The organism is Mycobacterium sp. NGS49, assembly GCF_059812565.1.
This window is the reverse complement of the sequence record NZ_JCALCX010000015.1, coordinates 114,840-133,154: the sequence shown is the minus strand read 5'-3', so window position 1 is coordinate 133,154 and position 18,315 is coordinate 114,840. Positions and strand designations below refer to the sequence as shown.

At 66.7% G+C, this 18,315-nt stretch carries 17 protein-coding genes; 3 read left to right on the top strand and 14 right to left on the bottom strand.

What is annotated here, in order from left to right; genetic code table 11:
• Positions 1–11: 11 nt before the first annotated feature.
• The 14 genes from AC5Y7D_RS17610 to AC5Y7D_RS17545 all read right to left on the bottom strand — a co-directional run bounded on the left by AC5Y7D_RS17610 (position 12) and on the right by AC5Y7D_RS17545 (position 11,886).
• Positions 12–1,052 carry an MCE family protein gene (locus AC5Y7D_RS17610; protein WP_499926192.1) on the bottom strand — a complete coding sequence of 347 codons (1,041 nt, stop codon included), beginning with the start codon at positions 1,050–1,052 and terminating at the stop codon, positions 12–14.
• The gene (locus tag AC5Y7D_RS17605; protein ID WP_499926190.1) at positions 1,049–2,356 is read right to left on the bottom strand and encodes an MCE family protein; all 1,308 of its coding nucleotides are present in this window, start codon (positions 2,354–2,356) and stop codon (positions 1,049–1,051) included. The genes AC5Y7D_RS17610 and AC5Y7D_RS17605 overlap by 4 nt, the downstream gene beginning before the upstream one ends.
• A gap of 5 nt (positions 2,357–2,361) precedes the next feature.
• Positions 2,362–3,222 carry an MlaE family ABC transporter permease gene (locus tag AC5Y7D_RS17600; protein ID WP_499926188.1) on the bottom strand — a complete coding sequence of 287 codons (861 nt, stop codon included), beginning with the start codon at positions 3,220–3,222 and terminating at the stop codon, positions 2,362–2,364.
• A gap of 1 nt (position 3,223) precedes the next feature.
• On the bottom strand, positions 3,224–4,018 hold the full coding sequence (locus AC5Y7D_RS17595; RefSeq protein ID WP_499926186.1) for an MlaE family ABC transporter permease: 795 nt from the start codon (positions 4,016–4,018) through the stop codon (positions 3,224–3,226).
• A gap of 540 nt (positions 4,019–4,558) precedes the next feature.
• Positions 4,559–5,230, bottom strand: coding sequence for a TetR/AcrR family transcriptional regulator (locus AC5Y7D_RS17590; RefSeq protein ID WP_499926184.1), 672 nt, complete (start codon positions 5,228–5,230; stop codon positions 4,559–4,561).
• A 182-nt stretch (positions 5,231–5,412) separates the two neighbouring features.
• The gene (locus tag AC5Y7D_RS17585) at positions 5,413–5,730 is read right to left on the bottom strand and encodes a hypothetical protein (RefSeq protein WP_499926182.1); all 318 of its coding nucleotides are present in this window, start codon (positions 5,728–5,730) and stop codon (positions 5,413–5,415) included.
• 157 nt (positions 5,731–5,887) lie between these two features.
• Positions 5,888–6,358, bottom strand: coding sequence for a hypothetical protein (locus AC5Y7D_RS17580; RefSeq protein WP_499926180.1), 471 nt, complete (start codon positions 6,356–6,358; stop codon positions 5,888–5,890).
• 103 nt (positions 6,359–6,461) lie between these two features.
• A complete protein-coding gene (locus AC5Y7D_RS17575) occupies positions 6,462–6,737 on the bottom strand; it encodes a hypothetical protein (RefSeq protein WP_499926178.1) in 276 nt (91 codons plus the stop codon).
• A gap of 158 nt (positions 6,738–6,895) precedes the next feature.
• Entirely contained in the window at positions 6,896–7,633 is a 738-nt protein-coding gene (locus tag AC5Y7D_RS17570) for a hypothetical protein (protein ID WP_499926177.1), read from the bottom strand.
• Entirely contained in the window at positions 7,630–8,574 is a 945-nt protein-coding gene (locus AC5Y7D_RS17565) for a vWA domain-containing protein (RefSeq protein ID WP_499926176.1), read from the bottom strand. Before AC5Y7D_RS17565 ends, AC5Y7D_RS17570 begins: the two co-directional genes overlap by 4 nt.
• The gene (locus AC5Y7D_RS17560) at positions 8,571–9,548 is read right to left on the bottom strand and encodes a hypothetical protein (protein WP_499926175.1); all 978 of its coding nucleotides are present in this window, start codon (positions 9,546–9,548) and stop codon (positions 8,571–8,573) included. The genes AC5Y7D_RS17565 and AC5Y7D_RS17560 overlap by 4 nt, the downstream gene beginning before the upstream one ends.
• Positions 9,539–10,012 (bottom strand): hypothetical protein, encoded by a 474-nt coding sequence (locus tag AC5Y7D_RS17555; RefSeq protein WP_499926173.1) that lies wholly within the window; start codon positions 10,010–10,012, stop codon positions 9,539–9,541. The genes AC5Y7D_RS17560 and AC5Y7D_RS17555 overlap by 10 nt, the downstream gene beginning before the upstream one ends.
• Positions 10,002–10,868, bottom strand: coding sequence for a DUF58 domain-containing protein (locus tag AC5Y7D_RS17550; protein ID WP_499926171.1), 867 nt, complete (start codon positions 10,866–10,868; stop codon positions 10,002–10,004). Before AC5Y7D_RS17550 ends, AC5Y7D_RS17555 begins: the two co-directional genes overlap by 11 nt.
• 16 nt (positions 10,869–10,884) lie before the next feature.
• Positions 10,885–11,886 carry an AAA family ATPase gene (locus AC5Y7D_RS17545; protein ID WP_499926169.1) on the bottom strand — a complete coding sequence of 334 codons (1,002 nt, stop codon included), beginning with the start codon at positions 11,884–11,886 and terminating at the stop codon, positions 10,885–10,887.
• 166 nt (positions 11,887–12,052) lie between these two features.
• On the opposite strand from AC5Y7D_RS17545, the gene AC5Y7D_RS17540 reads away from it, so the two are divergent.
• From AC5Y7D_RS17540 to AC5Y7D_RS17530, 3 genes are read left to right on the top strand one after another with little or no spacing between them, the layout of a single operon-like run.
• On the top strand, positions 12,053–13,723 hold the full coding sequence (locus AC5Y7D_RS17540) for an NAD(P)-binding protein (RefSeq protein WP_499926290.1): 1,671 nt from the start codon (positions 12,053–12,055) through the stop codon (positions 13,721–13,723).
• Positions 13,723–17,292: a pyruvate:ferredoxin (flavodoxin) oxidoreductase gene (nifJ, locus tag AC5Y7D_RS17535; RefSeq protein ID WP_499926167.1), complete on the top strand. Its 3,570-nt coding sequence runs from the start codon at positions 13,723–13,725 to the stop codon at positions 17,290–17,292. Before AC5Y7D_RS17540 ends, nifJ begins: the two co-directional genes overlap by 1 nt.
• Positions 17,292–18,302 carry a dihydroorotate dehydrogenase-like protein gene (locus AC5Y7D_RS17530; protein WP_499926165.1) on the top strand — a complete coding sequence of 337 codons (1,011 nt, stop codon included), beginning with the start codon at positions 17,292–17,294 and terminating at the stop codon, positions 18,300–18,302. Before nifJ ends, AC5Y7D_RS17530 begins: the two co-directional genes overlap by 1 nt.
• Positions 18,303–18,315: the final 13 nt, after the last annotated feature.

Sequence of the window (18,315 nt, the reverse complement as noted above, 5' to 3'; positions counted from 1 at the left end):
CGGAATGATCCTCATTGCGGCGTGCACCTACCTGTGGGCTGTTGCCAGATCCTGACCGTGCGGACCGGTCCGCCGCCTTGCAATCCGTTCCACCTGATCGAGAGGTCGCAGACGTAGAAGTTCACCCAGTCGCCGTAGAGACCGATGCTGCGTCCGATCAGGTTCAGAGCGGTCGGCGTCTTGTGGATGAGGTCACTGAGCTGTTCACGCTGATCGATGAGCGGCTGCTGGAAGGCCTGCAGGTAGTTGATCTCCTTGTGCAGCAGCATGCGGTTGTCCCCGAGTAGCTCGGCCACCGTGCCCGCGGCGTTGCTGATGTTGGCAAGTCCGGCGGCCAGCGAATCGGCGTGATTCTGCAACCCGGTGATCAATCGTTCGAAGCTGTCGATGGTTTCGTCGAACTCCTTGCGATGTCTGACCGTGGTGTCCAGCACGATGTTCAGGTTCTTGACCACCTCACCGATCGCCTGGTCACGTTCGGCGATGTGCGCGGTGAGTTGTGCGGTGTGGTCGAGGATGTCGTTGATGGTTCCGCCCTGGCCCTGGAAGACGGTGATGATGGCGGAGGCGATGCTGTTGACCTTGTCCGGTTCGAGAGCTTTGAACAGCGGCTTGAATCCACCGATCAGGGCGTCCAGGTCCAGCGCCGGTGAGGTCCGCGACCGCGGGATGAATCCCCCGGCCGGCAATACCCGATCGGCGCCGTCGCCCATGCCACGCTTGAGCTCGACGAAGCGATTGCCGAGTAGGTCGAGATAGCGGATTTGCGCAGTCGTCGACTGGTACAGCTGTACCGAGCGGTCGACCTCTAAGTCAACCATGACCCGGGTGCCGCCATCGACCAGCCGCACCGCTTTGACCTTGCCGACCTCCACTCCGGAGGCGCGCACGAACTGGCCGTCCTTCAGGCCGCTGCCGTTGCTGAACTCCGCTGAATACTGGTTGGTGCTGGTGAAGCGCATTTGGGCGAAGACCACGACGATCGACACGACGATCAGGGACAACACCAATGAAACGATGCCGAGTTTGATTGCGCTGCTTAGAGTTTTCATGGGTTGATCGTGTTGTCCCCGACTTGGCGGCCCCACACGTACTCCAGCGCGTACGGCGAACCGGTGTCTAAGTGGTTGTACGGCGCGAGACTGGCGCCGGTGTCCACCACCAGGCTCGGCGCCGGCCAGAAGTCATGGTTGATCGGCTGCCAGCAGCCCGGTGCGCCGCCCGGGCCTCCGCGAGCGTTCACCCGCGGCAGGTTTTCCGGATAGGTATAGGGATTGGGCGCACCACCCACCAGCCCGGCGGCCTGCAGCAGGCCTTGGGTGAGCAACGTGCCGGTGAGCCCGGGTAGTGTCAGGATGCCACCCAGCCCGGACGTCAGTTCGCTCATGGTCTGCAGGCTGTAACCGTTGCCGCCACCGGTCGTCGCATAAGCCAGGGGTTCCTCGTCACTGTAATTGCGGATGGTGCAGAAGATTTCGGGACTGTAGGTGTCGAACAGCTGGGCCGTGGGCAGCAGATCGGAAATGCCGCGCTGCAGATAGGGTCCGCCGCGGTCGAAGATGTCCGCTCCGGTGTTGCCCAGCCCGGCCGCGGCGAGCAGTGCCGAGTCGAGTTCGGCCTCCTGCCGGTGCAGCGTGCGCGCGGTGACCACGGCGTGGTTCAGCGCGTCGAAGAGATCCGGCGCGGCGCTGTTATAGGTGTCGGCCAGCGCGGCGATCTGCTGAATGTCATACCTTATCTGCGGCATTCGCGGATTGATGTCGTCAAGGATGGCGTTGCCGTTGATGATCGACTGCCCGAACTTGTCGCCCAGCCCGGTCAAGGCCTGCGCCGCCGCGGCCAGCGTCAGGTTCAACTTGACCGGATCGATCTTCTCCGAGATCGAGGTAATGGTCTCGAACAGCGTGTTGAACTCGGTGGTCACCGACCTCGCGTCGATCACTTGCTCCGATGAGATACGCTGCGGTGTAGGGTTTTTCGGTGATGACAGGGCAACATACTTGTTGCCGAAGACGGTGGTCGCCTTGATATTGGCGTCCACATTCGCCGGGATCAGCCGGAGGTAGTCCGGATCGACGTCCATGACGAACTTGGCCACCGGGACACCGTCGCGCTGGATCTCGGTAATGCTGGACACCCGGCCGATCTCCACCCCGTTGTAGGTGACCTTCGATCCCGGGTCCATCACCAGACCCGCCCTGGGGGCCACCAGCGTCAGGGGCGTCTTCGGCGTCAGCCGCCCCCGAAACTCAAGCCACACGAACGTCAAAACCACCGCGGCGACCAGCAGGAACGCCACGGCCGCAGTCTTGTATGGCGGGATGCGCGGGGGGTTCTCTTTCACCGGGTTTGTCATGGCGGCTACACGGTGAGGTTGAAGTTGGGGTTTTTGCCGTAGACCGCCATCGCGGTCAGGACGACCACGACAACGATGGTGATCAACGACAGTCGCATTGACCGCCCGACCGCTTCGCCGACGCCGACCGGACCGCCGTGGGCGGTGTAGCCGTAGTAAGAGTGGGTGGTCATCACGACCACGGCGACGAGAATCACTTCTGCGAACGACCAGCCCACGTCATTGAGGCGCAGGAACGTGTGAAAATAGTGGTTGTACGTGCCGGCGGATTGCCCGTAGAGGACAACGGTTGTCAGTTGCGCGGACAGGAATGCCAGGGTGATCGCCAACCCGTAGAGCGGAATGATGACGACCAGACCTGCCACCACTCGGGTGGACACCAGGTAGGGGATCGATCTGATGCTCATCACCTCCAGCGCGTCGATCTCTTCGCTGATGCGCATCGCGCCCAGTTCGGCGGTGGCGCCGGCACCGACCGTGGCGGCCAGGGCCTGTCCGGCGGCCACCGGCGCCACAAACCGCACGTTGACCATTGCCGCCAGAAATCCCGTGAACGCCTCGACCCCAATGTTGCCCAGCGACGCGAAGCCCTGGATGGCGACCAGTGAGCCTGCGGACAGGGTGATGAACCCGACGATGGCGGCGGTGCCTCCGACCACGGCCATCGCACCGGTGCCCATCCCCATCTGGGCTACCAGCCGCACCAACTCTTTGGGGTAGCGGCGCACTGCAAAGGGAATCTGCCCGATTGCGGTCACCGCGAACCAGATCATCTGCCCGATCACGAGAAGCGCCTTGACCGGCGCCTCCCCGTATCGACCTAGGTTGGCTCGTGGAGGCCTGAGATGAGTTGTGGCAGTGGCCATGTCAGCGCCCCGTCCCGAATCTGACGCCGATCGTGGTCAGCGCGGCGTTGACGGCGAAAAGCGCGATGAAACACAGCACCACGGTCTCGTTGACGGCGGTGCCCAGACCCTTGGACCCGCCGCGGACGATCAACCCGCGATAACACCCGACGAGGCCGGCGATCAGTCCGAACGTGGCCGCCTTGATATTGGCGATCACCACTTCGGGCAGACCCGTGAGGGCAGTCAGGGTGGAGAGATAGGCACCGCTCGAGACGTTCTGCAGGTACACGCTGAACAGGTAGCCCCCGCCCAGTCCGACGGCGATCACCAGGCCGTTGAGCAGCACGGCGACGATCGTCGAGGCAACGACGCGGGGCAGCACCAGCCGGTGGATCGGGTCGATGCCGAGGACTTCGAGCGCATCGATCTCCTCCCGGATGGTGCGCGCACCGAGGTCGGCGCAGATGGCGGTGCCCCCGGCACCGGCGACCACCAGCACCGTCACGATCGGGCCGAGCTGGGTGACCGCGCCGATCCCCGCGCCGGCCCCGGAGACGTCGGCTGCGCCGAACTCGGCCAGCAGGACGTTCAGCGTGAAGATCAGCAGCACGGTTTCGGGGATGGACACCGCAATGGTGGGCAGCAGCGACACCCGCATCAGAAACCAGCCGATCCAGATGAACTCGCGCCACTCGAACGGCCGCTTCAGGGCTTTGGCGGTCAGCACACACATCTTGAAGAAACCGCCGGCCACCTCGGTGCCCGGGCGGATCTTGCTGCCCACTCTGCCGGCCATGGTGTGCGAGGTAGTCATCGGCGAGAACTCCGTTGCGGTGCGGGGTGCGGTGACGTCGAGCGCCCAGCACAGGGGTCCGAGCCGGATCGGCAATAGCGGTATACATTGCAGCGCAACAGCTTCACCCGTGGATCGCCCTGTCGTCGCCGGTCGTTCGTGCGGCCCGGGTGCAACACGTAATGGTGCCGACCGGAAGCTCCGGTCCGCGCCCTTCGGCTCCATGCCGCCCACGATTGCGCCACGCGGCCACTATGGCATCAGACCGTACGTGCAGTCAACATATCCGGGAAGTGCCGTTGTTTCCGGCCCTTTGCGTCCACCGTCGGCGCAGCTCGGCTTTCGCGCGACTAATGCTGTTGAACAGGCAGTTTGGCGCGACCAATGGCGATTCGGGGATGGGTCGACCTCATGGCGGGGGCACACGGATCTACGCAGTGGAACTATACGTACAGTCAATCGTGATGCTCGACGGCGGCGCCACGGCCACAGCCGGTGTCCACTACCAGGAATCGGCTAGCACCAAAACCGTTCGAGCATGCAGGTTTCGGCGCTAGCAGGTCAGTTCCGGCCGCTGGTGACCACGGTCAGGCATTCCCGCACCACCGAAACGACGTCCGCGGACGGGCTCGCCCACTTGCTCAGTCCCAGTCGGTCCAGCAGGAGGCCGCCGAGGAACACATCCACGAAGGCGGCCCCCACCCGTTCCGGCGTCCGCGAGTCGTTGGGGTCGAACCACACCCACATCCACTCCAGCGATCCCCACAGTTGTAGCGCCGCCAAATCGACATCGACACTTCGGAATACGCCGCATTCCACCCCGTTGCGGATTTCGTCGATGGTGAGCGCCTGCAGTTGGTGGCGCAACTTGCGCACCTGCTGCATCGCCGGGTCCTCGGACAGCTGAAGCACCTCGCGCTGGCTCGCCACGGTCGCGTCGCGGGCCATCACCTGCAGCAGTGCGGAGGTGAAAATGATTGCGGCGATGCGTTCGTGCGGCGCGGACACGCGATCCCACACCATCCGCAAGATGTCGAGCTGGTTCTGTAGGTGGGTTTCTTCCAGCTCCCGCAGCATCTGCGCTTTGGTCCCGAAGTGATGAACGATGGTGCCCTTGGACATGCCCAGCTCATCGGCAATGTCGCCGATATTCGTTCTCTCGTAACCACGTTCGGCAACGTAGCGGACAAATGCGTCGAGGATCTCGCCGCGCCTGCCGGGCGATCTGGGCATTTAACACCTTCGGCTTAGACTAACCGTACGAACGGTCTATCATAACCATCGCCCGCTGAACATCCCCCAAACGACATCCTCGCCCGAATGAACTTTGGCGCGTGAACCGGCGCGCGCGCACCGCGCGACCGCACGGGCCGTCGGCCGCGACTAACGCTGGCAGTTCCGCTGGAACTGCCGGATCACAAGGCCTGCAGGGGCCTACTGCGGTTGGTGGTGTCCGGCGCGGTGACGACATACATGTTGGCACCGGGCGCCGCCTTGACTTCGCCGGTGGTGTACATGGTCATGAGTTCTCTGCCATCGGTATCGGCAACGCACACATAGGTATCGGTCTCTGGGTCGTAGTCGAAGCTGTCCCAGGCCAGCAGGAACGCGACGCAATTTCCGTCGCGGTCCGCGATGACAAGCTTGTGCGCGCCTGATTTCTTCAGTAGATCGGCATCCTGCGCGCGCCGTTGAGAGACCCCGTTCTTGTGCATCGGTACGCTGTTCAACATCTGTGTGCTCCCTTAGCCAGGTTGTCTCCGTCTGGCCCGGGCGTTGCACAAATCCCGACCTGGCGGTATATCGGACACTACCTCTGCGCACCTGGCGCTACCAGGGCATTATGGCCCTGGTAGAGGGGCCGTTGGTTGTAGCGGGCTTTAGCCGCCGTCAGCTCTTTGCCTCTCCGCGTCCGGTCCCGGGTTCGTGTGACGGCCCGACACCGCCGGCGGACGGCTGCGACTCACTGCTCTGCTCGGCGGGCTGCTCGTCGGCCGGGGACTTCGTCGGGCCCCCTGGCGTCCGGGCGGGGCTGGGTGATTTGTAGTCCGAGTCGGCGAGTGGTCCTTGAGCCCCACCGGCTGCACCGCCCGCCTGTTCGCTTCGCTGGCGCCCCTCGTAGGGAGGGATGGCGCTCCCGGTGTCCTGCGGAGCCAATTCCCCGGTGCCGCCGTGCACGTCGGCTGCGGTCGGGTCGCTCATCGGCGGGTTGGCGTCTTCGTCAACGGTTCCCACCGGGCGCTCGCCCCCGCCGGGTTCAGGCACACCTGTGTCACGAACGCCGCTGCGCAGTTCCGGGTCATCGAAGCGCTGCAGCCGGGTGCTTTGCGACTCTGATGTCTGAACCGGCCATGATTCCATCTCCTCGGGATGCCTCGTCGAACGGAAGCATCTAGCAGCGAATACCCGGCAAAGATCAGCGAAAAACGACCGCATGCGCATTTGCCGCGTTCAGGATCGGCACTCAATCCGAGGACTTGTCGGACTCCTTCGAGCCGTCGTCATCCTTATCGTCGTCATCGTCATCGTCGTCGTCGTCATCGGTGTTCTCGTGGTTGCCCGACTCTCTGGCCTCGTCGAGCTTGTCGGCGTACTTCGTCAACAGTCCGGCCAGTTGACGAGCTTCTTCGGGCGCCAAGGCGTCGTCGAACAATTGCTCATCGTTCTCCGATACACGCTCCACATAAACCGCGTCGTTCTCGATGCCGACATCCCACCGGCCCCCCTCTTGCTGAACCATCTGATGCCCCTCCGATCGTCGCCGATTCCAGCCGCGGCGCACCCGCGCTACAAGCTCCTTTACCCACTTCTCCGGCCGGGCAGTCGCCGATGTCCAGGTTGCGCCCCACCAGGGCGGCACATCCTCGAAGAACGTCGCGCACAGCGCAGACTCCGGGGCTACCCGGGCGGCGCCGCAGCCGCCGCGTCCTGCAGCACCTGCTGCAACTTGTCGAGCGGATCGCCCTCAGTCGGATCCAGCCGACGTGGCGGGATCTCCTGCCCGTCGGGTGTCACCGCGACCGGCAGCGGAAGCGGCGCCGGGGCCGGTGGGGGCGGTGCGGGCGGCGGGGCCGGCGGAGCCGCCGGCGGCCCGGCGTTCAGCGCATTCCGCTTGTCCACCAGGCGTTTTGCAGCGTCGCGACGGATGGCCTGCCGCTCGGAGTCCGGATCGCTGTTGCCCGCGAAGCAGTCCTGCGGCGCCTCGGCGACGACGGTCAGCGCGCTTGCATATCGCTCATCGGCCCGCGACCGGTCACCTTGCGCCGCGGCGCGGTCCCCCTGGTTTTCGCGGACCAGTTCGAGATTGACCCGCACCGGGCAGGAGGCGGCGCCATGGGTGTTGGCGAGCGCGGCGGTGAAATCCGCGTCGGCCTCTTCCAGCCGGCCCTCGAGCACGGCGCCGGTGCCTGCGGCGAACGGCGCCTTCTCCGGCTCCACCACGTTGGCCACGCCCAGCACCGCCGCGGCCGACCGCACGGCATTGCCGTCGCCGCGGGCGAAGGCTGCGACCGCCGAATTTCCCTCGGCGACAACCGATATCAGCTTGACCGCGGCCAGCAGCGCGACCAGGGTCAGCGGGGCCGAGTAGATCAGCAGCCGCCGTCGCAGCCGCAGCCGTTGCGGTCGCGGCGTCATGGCAGGTCCCGTCTGATGAGACGGCCGCGTCGGAACTCGCGGACCGAAAGGTAGATCTCGATGATCAGCAGGCCCGCCGCAAGCAGCGCGGGCAGCCAGTAGAGCTCGACAGGCTGGCCGACCTGCGCCCGGTTACCGGCGCCGCCGGGCCGGTCGGGCAGGTCCAATTGCAAGGGCTGACCGGGTTCTCGGTGCCGGTAGGGCACGCCCAGCTGCCCGGCCACCTTCCGCAGTTCGGCTTCGTTGATCGCGTCGACGCGTCCGTACCCCAGCACCTCGCCGCCGTCCACCGGCCCGACGTTGAAGTCGCCCTGCGGAACTCGCGACCCGGGCGCGCCGGACCCGAAGTACAACAGCACATTTCGAGTACCGGGATACTGCTGGGCAGCTTGCATGAGCTGATATCGCAGCACATTGTTCGCGGCGCCGGCATCGACGTCGAGTGCCGCATCCGGACCGCGGCGGGGCGAATCCAGCGCTGCGATGGTGGGACGCAGACTCCAGACGTCGTCGGACAGCGGCCAACTCAGCGTGGCCCGGGAGGCGAAGGCGACCAGCGCGTATCGCGCCACCGGGTACTGCTTGATCAACGCCGCGATGTCGTCGCGCATCCCGGCGATCCGCGATTGGCCGGCGCCGTAGTCCTCCGCACCCGAATCCACCGACCGGTCCACCACCAGAAAGACGTTGAGGTTCGCACCGGCCGCCGGTGTTGTCCCACCGCGGGGCTTGTCGTCGCGAAGTCCAGGACGGGTGGAGGCGGCGATCACCAGCAGCACCGCCAGGGTGACGCCACTCCAGCGCAGCACGGCGCGGGCACGCCGGCCACCTACTGGCGGTGACGACAGCAGCACCTGACGCAGCGCGACCAGGCGCGCGAGGACCAGCGCGCCGGCGACGACGGCGAGGATCGGCCAGGGCAGCACGGGCTGGAACGTCATCGGCGCAACCCCATCAGCGCCACCGAAAGCACGGTCGCCGACATCAACGCGATCGCCAGCGGCACTACCGGTACATCCGTGGAATCCGCTTTGGCGGCGGTGCCGTCCGCCAGGCGCACCGACCGGGTGTGCGTGCGAATGTCCTGTAGTGCAGCGGTAACCGATCCCGATCCCGGCACCAGGTACCGGCCTCCGGTCTGCTCGGTGAGGGCCAGCAACGAACCGCTCTTCGGGGACGGCGCCGTGTCGACCACATTGAGTTGTACCCCGGCGCGCCCGGCCAGCTCCCGCACGCTGCCGCCGGTGAACAGCGCGGCACGCTGATCCCCCGGCGGACGAAGATCCGAGGGCCCCAGATAAATCACCGAACGCCGGTGTTCGCCCCGTTCCTCGAAGTGCGGAAACCCCGAAATACACAGCGCCAGTATGTCTTCCACGCTTACCGCGTAGTCCGTATACGGCACCGCCGGAGCAAAGGACGCCGACTGCAATCGAGGCGCGCGGGCGAACTCACCAAATCGCGCCGCAGCGTACTGGTGATCGCGCGTCAGCGGCACCAAGCGGCGGTTCACCGACGTCAGACCGATACGCTGCGTCGGCGGCGACGAACCGGCCTGTTGCGCAAAGTAGTCGAGCAGATCGACCGTCGCGCGGTCCGGCAGCGGCTGCCCGACGCACAACATGATGTCCTCGGGGGATGCGGCGCCGAACTCTTCGCCGACCGCACTCGGGCGCGAGGCCGCCCACGTGGCCGCGCCGAACATGACCGTGAGTACCAGCAGGGTCACCACTGTCGACAGCGAACGCAGCCGGGCCACCTTGGCGTATTCGGGCAACCGGGTCAGCCGTGCGATGTTCGCCAGCGGCCGCAGCCGCCGGCGGGCGGCGGTCATCGGCAGCACCGCGGCCAGCACCACGGCGGCCACAAAAGAGCCGGATCCGACGGCCGCGACCGGCCACCACGTCAGGTCCACGAGCGGATCAACTTCTGCGCCATGGGACTCACGTCACCGACGGCCACGCTCGTCTCCGCATTGAACTGACCGTCGTCGAGCAGCGTCAGCAGGGGCGCGGCCGCACCGAGCTGACCCTCGGCCAGGGCGCCGAGATGCAGGTACTGGGCCTTCACACCGGTCGCCTGATTCAGGAAGCTGCGTACCGTCCGGCCGATCGCCGCACAGGCCGCCGGCGTGGACAACCGCCCGGCGCGGTGTTCCTCGGCGACGCGCTGCACGCGCCGGGCGAAGCGGTCGCGGATCACCCGAGCGTGCACCCGCCGCACGACGGGGATACGGCGTAACCGGTCCGATGGCAGCGTCCACACCAGAACACCTGCGTACCAGCCGATGACGGCGAGCACGAGTAGCACGGTCCACGCCGGCCACCAGGATGAGTAGGGCTGCGGACCGAACACGTGGTGCAGGAGGTCATCCGGCACGACCGGCCGCCTCGCTCAGTCCGACGAGTTCGCGCCGGATGTGGTCGCTGCCGGCGATCGTCGCGTGGGGGATCGCGCGACGGGTCAGGAACTTCGCCAGGCGATCGCGGCGGGCCTGCTCGGCGCGGCGGTAGGCCGCGACGACCCGCGGGCCCAGGTCGGCACCGTTGAGGACGAAACGCCCGGTGGCCACGTCGTACCCGTCGGTGTTGTCGGGCCCCACCGCCGGCATGTCCGACACCATCGCCCACAGCAGGTCGTGGCGACCGCGTAACCGGGCGAGCACCCCGCTGAGGCCTTCCTCGACGTCGGGTTCGTCCGAGACCACGACGATCAACATGCTGTGGCGGTAATGCGTTGCGACGTAATCGAGTTGGGCGGTGACGTCACTGGCGCCCGGGTCGGTCAGGGTGTGCTGGTACCAACGGTGCAGCAGTCCCTCGACGTGCGTCTCGCCGCGGCGCTGCGGAACGTTCACCGACCCTCGGCTGTCACCGAAGACCATGCCGATCTGATCGGAGCGCCGCAGGCCGATCAACCCCACCGCGCCCATGACGTGTGCGGCGACGTCGCGCTTGTATTCACCGCTGGGCGCGAGCGCGGACATGTTGCGGCCGGAATCGGCGACGAGCAGGATCTTGTGATGCTTCTCCGAGACGAACCGTTTGATCAGCACGCTGCCCGAGCGGGCAGAGGCCTTCCAGTCGATATCGCGGACGTCGTCGCCGGGCACGTAGGGGCGCAGGTCGTCGAATTCCATGCTGCGCGTATGCGATAACGCATAGCGGCCGCCGTCGAGCAGGCCGCGGGTATCGGTGCCGAAGTGCGCTTTGGCCCGGTTGAGGTGCTTGCCCATGAGACCCTGCCGGCACTCAGGGGACCCTGACGGCCCGCAGCGCGGCGTCGATCACCGTCTCGGGAGTGACGTTGGCGCTGGCCGCTTCGAACCCGAGGATCAGCCGGTGCCGCAGCACCCGGTGCGCGAGCTTGGCGATGTCCTCGGGAAGCACGTGGGCACGCCCGGATAGCACCGCCCGGGCGCGCGCGGCCTTGCAGAACGCGATGGTGGCGCGGGGGCTGGCACCGTACTCGACCAGCCGCGCGACCTGCTTGGGCAATGTCCGCGCCGGATGGCGGGTCACGTCCACCAATTGGCTGGCGTAGAGCATCAGAGCCCGGTCCATGTAGACGTGGCGCACCACGTCCTGCAGGCGCAACACGTCCTCCAGACTCACCACTGGGGCGGTGGGCTTAGCTGTGTCGTAGACGCCGGCGTCGATCCGGGCCATCACTTCCACTTCTTCATCGGGAGAGGGATAGGGCACGATCTCCTTGAGCAGGAAGCGGTCGGTCTGCGCCTCCGACAGCGGATACGTGCCCTCCTGGTCGACGGGATTCTGGGTGGCGATGACCAGGAACGGCTCGGCGAGCGGGTGCACCTGCCCGGCGATGGTGGTCTGGCGCTCCTCCATCGCCTCGAGCATCGCGCTCTGGGTCTTCGCACTCGACCGGTTGATCTCGTCGAGCAGCACGACGTTGGCGTGCACCGGACCGAGCTGGGTGACGAACGAGTTGGTCGCCGAGTCGTAGATCTGGGTGCCGATGATGTCGCTGGGCAGCAGGTCCGGGGTGCACTGGATGCGTTGGAAGCGCCCGTGGATCGACTCGGCGAGTACCTTGGCGGCCGTGGTCTTGGCCAGCCCCGGCACGCTTTCGAGCAGGATGTGGCCGCCGGCGAGCAAGCCGATCAGCAGCGACTCGCGCAGGTCGCGCTGCCCGACGATCTTGGCTTCGAAGGCCGCGGAAATGGCGTCGACCATCCGCCGGATGCCATCGAGGTCACGCTGGTCCGGTTGTCTGTGTGCTGTAGTCATATGCCCCGGGGGGATACCCGGGCGGTGAGTTTCCACACGTGCACCCAAGCACGGGTGCCCGCGCCCAGTCATCCGGGTGTCGCCGTCCGCCAGAGTCCAAAGGTCCCACACATTCGAGGTCCAAGGACGGCAGCGGTGTGACAGCACCATCCATATCGTGGGACTAATGATGGCCGAGTGGTCCGGCGGCGACCAACACGAGTTCTCGGCGGTTCCCGGGGGCGACGTCACGGCCTTGCCCGACTTGCTGCACGGCCGGCCCCGGGCGGGGGCCGACCGCGACCGCCGGCCGGTTTATGTCGACCTGCTGCCACCCTGCAACTCGGGATGCCCGGCCGGGGAGAACATCCAGGCCTGGCTCGCCCATGCCCGCGCCGGACGCCACGAGCAAGCATGGCATCAGCTGGTCGCCGACAACCCGTTCGCCGCGATCCACGGGCGGGTCTGCTACCACCCGTGCGAATCAGTCTGCAACAGAGCACATCTCGACTCGGCCGTCTCCATTCACGCGGTCGAGCGATTCCTCGGCGACAGCGCTCGCGAGCACGGATGGCGGTTCGAGCCGGCTCCGCCGCCCACCGGCAAGCGTGTCCTCGTCGTCGGCGCCGGCCCCAGCGGACTTTCCGCCGCCTACCATCTGACCCGGCTCGGTCATCACGTGGAGGTGCGCGACGCCGGCGCCGAACCGGGCGGAATGATGCGCTACGGAATCCCGGACTACCGCTTGCCCCGCGACGTGCTGGACGCCGAGATCGAACGGATCGCCGCGCTCGGGGTCCAGATGACATGCGGGCACCGGGTCGAAGACCTCTCCGCCGAGCGCGCGGCCGGAGGATTCGACGCCGTTTTCGTCGCCGTCGGCGCCCACCTGGCCAAACGGGTCGACATCCCGGCCACCGACGCAAAGACACTGCTGGACGCGGTGTCCTTCCTGCGTGGCGTCGCCTCCGGCGAACGACCCGACCTCGGCCGCCGCGTCGCCGTCTACGGGGGCGGCGACACCGCGGTGGACGCCGCCCGTGTCGCTCGCCGGTTAGGCGCCGAAGACGCCGTCATCATCTACCGTCGCACCGCCGACCAGATGCCGGCACACGAACACGAGGTCGAAGAGGCCGAACGCGAGGGTGTGCGGATCAACTGGCTGCGCACCATCACGGCGTTCGACGGACCCGAGTTGCAGGTGGAGCTGATGCGCTTGGACGACAACGGGCGCCCGGTGCCCACGGGCCGATTCGAGACGCTCGCCGCCGACACCGTGATCATGGCGCTGGGGCAGGAGACCGAATCGGCGTTCATGCGCAGCCTGCCCGGCGCGGAGTTCGACGACGACGGTTCCGTGCGGGTGTCCTCGTCACTGATGACCGGCTCCCCCGGCGTGTTCGCCGGCGGCGACATGGTGCCCGGCGAACGCACCGTGACCGTCGGCGTCGGTCACGGCAGGAAGGCGGCCCACCAGATCGACGCATGGCTGCGCGGCGGATCCGGACAGCGAGCGCCGAAGCATCCCGTCGCCGATTTCGATCAGCTGCACCTGTGGTACTTCGGCGACGCATCCCGGCGTGCGGAGCCGGAGCTCGCTCCCGAGCAACGCGTCCGCGGATTCGACGAAGTGGTCGGCGGCTTGTCGGCGCGGGCCGCCACGTTCGAGGCCGGCCGGTGCTTGTCGTGCGGCAACTGCTTCGAGTGCGACGGCTGTCTGGGGGCGTGTCCTGAGGATGCGGTGATCAAGCTCGGACCCGGCCAACGCTACCGCTTCGACTACGACCGGTGCACCGGCTGCGCGACCTGTTACGAGCAGTGCCCGGTGCACGCCATCGAGATGGTCCCGGAGCCCTGATGGCACGCTCGACGGTGGACGGCAACGAAGCGGCGGCATCGGTCGCCTACCGGCTCAACGAAGTGTGCTGCATCTACCCGATTACCCCGTCCTCGCCGATGGCCGAGTTGGCCGACGACTGGTCCAACCGACGGCGGACCAACGTCTGGGGCGCGGTGCCGACGGTGGTGGAGATGCAGAGCGAAGGCGGTGCGGCCGGCGCGCTGCACGGCGCCCTGCAAGGGGGCGCGTTGGCCACCACCTTCACCGCGTCGCAGGGCCTGTTGTTGATGATTCCGAACATGTACAAGATCGCCGGTGAACTGACCGCGGCGGTCATCCATGTCGCCGCGCGATCGATTGCCGCGCAGGGACTTTCGATCTTCGGCGACCATCAGGACGTGATGGCGGTGCGCCAGACCGGCTTCGCCCTGCTGTCGTCGGCGTCGGTGCAGGAAGCTCACGACCTGGCCCTGATCGCGCAAGCGGCGACGCTACGCACCCGGGTGCCCTTCGTGCATTTCTTCGACGGCTTCCGCACCTCCCACGAGCTGAACACCATCGAAACGCTGACCGACGACGACCTGCGGGCGCTGGTCCCCTACGAGTTGGTGCTGGCCCACCGCGACCGTGCGTTGTCGCCGGACCGGCCGTTCATTCGTGGCACCGCCCAAAATCCGGACATCTACTTTCAGGCGCGCGAGACCGTCAACCCGTTCTATGCCCGGGTGCCCGAAGTCGTCGACCAACTGCTGGCCGAACTCGGCGAGCGCACCGGCCGGCGGATGCGCACCGTCGAGTACACCGGACACCCGCAAGCCGAACGGGTCCTGGTGCTGATGGGATCGGGCGGCCAGACCGCAGCCGAAACCGTGGCCGCCCTGACCGAGCGTGGCGAGCGCGTCGGGGTGATCCAAATCCGTTTGTACCGGCCGTTTCCGGTCAAGACGCTGCTGTCGGCGCTGCCACCGACCGTCCGGGCGGTCGCGGTGCTGGACCGCACGAAGGAACCCGGGTCACTCGGCGAGCCGCTGTATCTGGATGTCGTCGCCGCCCTCTCGGAGGCCTACACCTGCGGTGAGCGCTCGACACTGCCGCTGGTATGCGGCGGGCGCTACGGGCTGTCGTCCAAGGAGTTCACGCCGGGAATGGTGGCCGGTGTCCTCGCCGAACTGGACCGCGAGCGACCGCGCACCCGTTTCACCGTCGGCATCGACGACGACGTCAGCGGCACCAGCATCGACTACGACCCGCAATTCGACATCGAGTCGCCCGCCGTCACCAGTGCCGTGTTCTTCGGCATGGGTTCGGACGGCACCGTCGGGGCCAACAAGAACACCATCAAGATCCTCAACTCCCAGGACGACATCTACGCGCAGGGATACTTCGTCTACGACTCCAAAAAGTCCGGTTCACAAACCGTTTCGCACCTGCGGTTCGGCCCGGAGCCGATTCGCGCGCCATATCTGGTGCAGCGGGCATCCTTCGTCGGCTGCCACCAGCAGCGGTTCCTCGACCAAGTCGACGTGCTGGCTCGCGCCGCCGAGGGCGCCGCGCTGCTGCTCAACAGCTCGCGCCCACACCAGCGGGTGTGGGACAGCCTGCCCGCACCGGTGCAGCAGCAGATCATCGACAAACACATCCGACTCTTTGTCGTCGACGCCGGCAAGATCGCCCGGGCGGCCGGGCTGGCCGGCCGGATCAACGTCATCCTGCAAACCTGCTTCTTCGCGATCGCCGACGTGCTGCCCATCGACACCGCGATCAGCAAGATCAACGATGCCGTCGCCAAATCCTATGCGGGACAGGGCGCTGACGTCGTAGCCCGTGAAGTCGACGCTGTCTCCCGCGCCGTCGCGGGACTGCACCGGGTCGAGGTGCCCGATACCGTCAGCTCTATCCGAGGGCTCCCTGCGCCGGTACCTTCCGGCGCGCCGGAGTTCGTGCGCACGGTGACCGCGGAGATGATCGCCGGGCGCGGCGATGCCCTACCGGTGAGCGCGCTGCCGGTGGACGGCAGCTATCCCAGCGGCACCGCGGCCTACGAGAAACGCAACGTCTCCGAGCTCGTCGCGGTGTGGGACCCAGATACCTGCATCCAATGCGGCAACTGCTCATTTGTCTGCCCGCACAGCGTCATTCGTACCACCTTTTACGATCGGGACCGGCTGACTGACGCGCCGCCGACGTTCGCCTCAGCCCCCCTGGAGGCAGTCGGCCTGCCCGACACCCGCTACACGTTGCAGGTCTACGCCGAGGACTGCACCGGGTGCAACCTGTGTGTGGAAGCGTGCCCGGCTGTGTTACCGGGCACGCCGATCACCAAGGCGATCAACCTGGCGCCGCGTGAACCGCTGGTCGCCGCCGCTCGGGAGAACGTCGCGTTCTTCGAAACGCTGCCGCTGCCGAACCGGTCGATGGTGGACTTCGGGACGGTGCGCGGCGCACAGTTCCTGCAGCCGCTGTTCGAGTTTCCCGGCGCCTGCGCGGGTTGCGGAGAAACCCCCTACTTGAAGTTGTTGTCCCAGCTGTTCGGTGACCGGTTGATGATCGCCAACGCGACCGGCTGCTCGTCGATATACGGGGGCAATCTGCCCACCACCCCCTGGACCACCAACGCCGAGGGCCGCGGACCCGCCTGGTCCAATTCGCTGTTCGAGGACAACGCCGAGTTCGGCCTGGGCATGCGGCTGGCCGCCGACGCCCACCTGAAGCAGGTTCGGGAACGGCTGGCCGAGCAGCGGGACGCCGTGGGTGCCGATCTGGTGGACGCCATCCTGAGCGCGCCGCAGCAGCGGGAATCAGAGTTGCACGCGCAGCGGCAGCGGGTGGCGGAGCTGGCCGGGCGGCTGGATCGTCTGGCACCGGCAGTTGGCGACGAATTGCGCAGCGTGATCGACCATTTGGTCCGCCGCAGCGTGTGGATCGTCGGGGGTGACGGCTGGGCCTACGACATCGGCGCGGGTGGCCTCGACCACGTCCTTGCCAGCGGCTCCAATGTCAACGTCCTGGTGCTTGACACCGAGGTCTATTCGAACACCGGCGGCCAGATGTCGAAAAGCACACCGCTGGGTGCGGTAGCCAAATTCGCCGCCGGCGGCAAGACGATGCCTCGCAAAGATCTCGCGCTGCAGGCGATCTCGTACGGCAACGTATACGTCTCCCGAGTCGCGTTCGGTGCCGACCCGCAGCAGACGTTGCTGGCCTTCCGAGAGGCCGAGGCATACGACGGCCCGTCGCTGGTGATCGCCTACAGCCATTGCATCGCGCACGGCTTCGAGCTGCGCAACGGGCTTGACCAGCAATACCGGGCGGTGGCCAGCGGGCACTGGCCGTTGATCCGGTACAACCCGGTATTGCGGGCCGCCGGCCGGCCTCCGTTCCTGCTGGATTCCCACCGCCCCCGCGTCACCCTCGGCGACTATCGCAACCGCGAGCTGCGCTACCGCAGCCTGCTCAACTCCGATCCGGACGAGGCCGAACGGCTGCTCGCGCTGGCCCAGGAGTCGGTCGATCAGCGGTGGGAGCTGTACGAGGACATGGCTTCTCGCCCCCCACACCGATTCGCGTCCAACACCAGGGAGGGCTGATGGACCTTTCCACGCACTACCTGGGAATGACATTGCGCAATCCGCTGGTGGCCTCGGCCTCGCCGTTGAGCCAAACACTGCACGGCGTGCGCGAACTCGCCGACGCCGGTGTGGGCGCGGTGGTGCTGTATTCGCTCTTCGAGGAACAGTTGCGGCGCGAAGCCGAGCACAACGAATTGATGGCCGCCCAGGGCAGCGAGACCTACCCCGAGTCCATCACCTACTTCCCGGCAACCGTCGACTCCGGTGCCCCCGGCCAGCGCTACCTGCGCCTGATCGAACGTGCCGCGGCCCAGGTCGACATCCCCGTGATCGGCAGCCTCAACGCGTCGACAGCCGGCAACTGGGCGCGCTACGCGAGTTCCATGCAGAATGCCGGCGCGTCGGCGATCGAACTCAACATCTACTATCTTCCCGGCGACACCGGCATGGACGCGACCGCCGTAGAGCAGCGTCACCTCGAGGTGCTGGCCGAGGTCAAAAGCGCGACAACGGTTCCTGTCGCCGTCAAACTCAGCCCCTACTTCAGTGCGACGGCCGACGTGGCGCACCGGCTGGATGCCGCGGGTGCAGACGGACTGGTGTTGTTCAACAGGTTCCTGCAGCCCGATATCGACCCCGAGACACTCAGCATGGTGCGCGGTGTCGCGCTGTCCACACCCGGTGACACCCGCTTGCCGCTGAACTGGATCGCGTTGCTGCACCGGCGGGTCCGCTGTTCGCTTGCGGCGAGCACCGGCGTCGAGCGCGCCGCCGATGTGGCCAAGTATCTGCTTGTGGGAGCGGACATAGTCCAGTCCGCGTCGGCGCTGCTGCGGCACGGTCCCAGGTACGCGGCCACGCTGTTGCAGGAATTGTCTGACTGGATGAACCGCAAGGGGTTTGAGTCGATCAATGACTTCAAGGGGCTGCTGGCGGCCCCCGAAGACACGGACTCCGAGGCTCGGGAACGTGCCGACTACGTCTGGGCAGTCCGCAAGGCCAACAGCGGTTTCTATGAAACTAAGTGAAATGGAGCAATAG

Excerpts from the sequence above, each read along its gene's own strand:
- AC5Y7D_RS17610 (WP_499926192.1), bottom strand. The coding sequence starts at position 1,052 with ATGAAAACTCTAAGCAGCGCAATCAAACTCGGCATCGTTTCATTGGTG.
- AC5Y7D_RS17605 (WP_499926190.1), bottom strand. The coding sequence starts at position 2,356 with ATGACAAACCCGGTGAAAGAGAACCCCCCGCGCATCCCGCCATACAAG.
- AC5Y7D_RS17600 (WP_499926188.1), bottom strand. The coding sequence starts at position 3,222 with ATGGCCACTGCCACAACTCATCTCAGGCCTCCACGAGCCAACCTAGGT.
- AC5Y7D_RS17595 (WP_499926186.1), bottom strand. The coding sequence starts at position 4,018 with ATGACTACCTCGCACACCATGGCCGGCAGAGTGGGCAGCAAGATCCGC.
- AC5Y7D_RS17590 (WP_499926184.1), bottom strand. The coding sequence starts at position 5,230 with ATGCCCAGATCGCCCGGCAGGCGCGGCGAGATCCTCGACGCATTTGTC.
- AC5Y7D_RS17585 (WP_499926182.1), bottom strand. The coding sequence starts at position 5,730 with ATGTTGAACAGCGTACCGATGCACAAGAACGGGGTCTCTCAACGGCGC.
- AC5Y7D_RS17580 (WP_499926180.1), bottom strand. The coding sequence starts at position 6,358 with ATGGAATCATGGCCGGTTCAGACATCAGAGTCGCAAAGCACCCGGCTG.
- AC5Y7D_RS17575 (WP_499926178.1), bottom strand. The coding sequence starts at position 6,737 with ATGGTTCAGCAAGAGGGGGGCCGGTGGGATGTCGGCATCGAGAACGAC.
- AC5Y7D_RS17570 (WP_499926177.1), bottom strand. The coding sequence starts at position 7,633 with ATGACGCCGCGACCGCAACGGCTGCGGCTGCGACGGCGGCTGCTGATC.
- AC5Y7D_RS17565 (WP_499926176.1), bottom strand. The coding sequence starts at position 8,574 with ATGACGTTCCAGCCCGTGCTGCCCTGGCCGATCCTCGCCGTCGTCGCC.
- AC5Y7D_RS17550 (WP_499926171.1), bottom strand. The coding sequence starts at position 10,868 with ATGGGCAAGCACCTCAACCGGGCCAAAGCGCACTTCGGCACCGATACC.
- AC5Y7D_RS17545 (WP_499926169.1), bottom strand. The coding sequence starts at position 11,886 with ATGACTACAGCACACAGACAACCGGACCAGCGTGACCTCGATGGCATC.
- AC5Y7D_RS17540 (WP_499926290.1), top strand. The coding sequence starts at position 12,053 with ATGATGGCCGAGTGGTCCGGCGGCGACCAACACGAGTTCTCGGCGGTT.
- nifJ (WP_499926167.1), top strand. The coding sequence starts at position 13,723 with ATGGCACGCTCGACGGTGGACGGCAACGAAGCGGCGGCATCGGTCGCC.
- AC5Y7D_RS17530 (WP_499926165.1), top strand. The coding sequence starts at position 17,292 with ATGGACCTTTCCACGCACTACCTGGGAATGACATTGCGCAATCCGCTG.